Origin of the sequence: Roseateles sp. (assembly GCF_049240545.1) — a bacterium.
In the GTDB taxonomy this organism is placed as follows: domain Bacteria; phylum Pseudomonadota; class Gammaproteobacteria; order Burkholderiales; family Burkholderiaceae_C; genus Paucibacter_A.
On record NZ_JBMLSK010000036.1, the window covers coordinates 1 to 1,349 of the forward strand.

Sequence of the window (1,349 nt, forward strand, 5' to 3'; positions counted from 1 at the left end):
CGCTTGCCTTGGCGACCGGTGCTGGGGCTGAAAGCCGGTCAGCCTTGGGCGTGGTGATCATGGGCGGCATTACGCTTTCGACCATCGTGACACTTTACGCCGTGCCGGCGCTTTATTTGCTACTGGCGCCCTATCCCAAGCCCATTGGTGCCATTGCGGCCAGGCTTGCGGATTTGGAAAAGCGCCCCGTTGCCAGCCACGGCCATCAGGCGGCGGAATAACGCTGCCACCGCGGCTCGGGGTGATTTCGCGCCCCGGATTTATCGGCTAGAGCGTTTTCCGTTCACGTTGGTTCACCGGAAACGCTCTAGACTGTGATGACATTAGGCTGCACCATAGCCTGAATTTCTGAGGTAGTTGGCGCATTCATGTGGTGGGAATGCATTGAGCAATGTACCGATGCGGCGCCATGTTGTTTCGACGGATCGTTCTGCGGCCTTTCGCAGGAGATGTTTGAGCTTGGCAAAGACTTGCTCAATCGGATTGAGGTCAGGGCTATAGGGCGGCAGGAACAGCAGCCTGGCACCTCTGGCCCTGATCGCGGCGCGAACGGCAGGTTTCTTGTGGCTGGAGAGATTGTCCATGACGACGATGTCTCCGGGCATGAGCGTCGGACAGAGATGTTCTTCGACCCATGCGGTGAAGCTGGCGGCGTTGATCGGCTGATCGAACACGAAGGGCGCATCGATCCGGTCGCAGCGGAGGGCTGCGATGAAGGTCATCGTTTTCCAGTGGCCGTAGGGCACCTTGGCATGGAGCCGCTGTCCGACTGGAGCCCAGCCTCGCAAGGGTGCCATGTTGGTCTTGGCCCAGGTCTCGTCGACGAAAACCAGGCGGCGAGGATCAGGTCGTCCCTGGAACTTCTTCCACTGCTCGCGACGCCGGGCGATCTTCGGGCGCAGTTGCTCGGCGGGAAGAACGCTTTTTTTTGAAGCTCAGACCTTCGGCGTGAGCGAAGCGCCAGACCTGAACATAGTCCACCTTTACGCCACGCTCGGCCAGCTCGGCCACCAGCCCCCGCAGGGTGAAGTCAGTCTTGGTTCGATCCAGCAGCCAGTCACGCAGTTCACCCGTCAGCAACCGGGGCTTGTGGCCACCAACCTTGCCAGGAGCCGGACTGCCTGACGCCCGGTAGCGCTGCGACCAGCGTACAACCGTCGCCGCGCTGATGCTCAAGGCCGCAGCAACCGTCCGAACACTCTCCCCAGCCACAACACGCGCTATCGCGCGCTCCCGCAAATCCATCGAATAGGGTCTGGTCATCGCCGCTGGCCTCCAAACCCAGCCAGCAGCTTGAATCAGAAAATCACGCCCACGTGAATCCCAATTCGATTCAATCAAACGTCATC

General features: G+C 60.3%; 2 protein-coding genes. One reads left to right on the plus strand and one right to left on the minus strand.

Translation table 11 applies throughout. The annotated features are described in order from the left end of the window. Positions 1-221, plus strand: a 221-nt coding sequence (locus ACOVRJ_RS02060) for an efflux RND transporter permease subunit (protein WP_422042248.1), incomplete at its 5' end; no start/stop codon positions are given. 102 nt (positions 222-323) lie between these two features. On the opposite strand, the gene ACOVRJ_RS02065 is transcribed toward ACOVRJ_RS02060, so the two are convergent. After that, a protein-coding gene (locus ACOVRJ_RS02065; protein ID WP_422042249.1) for an IS630 family transposase occupies positions 324-1,263 on the minus strand; the annotation gives its coding sequence in 2 pieces (ribosomal slippage) (positions 324-921 and positions 920-1,263; 942 coding nt in all). Positions 1,264-1,349 lie beyond the last annotated feature (86 nt).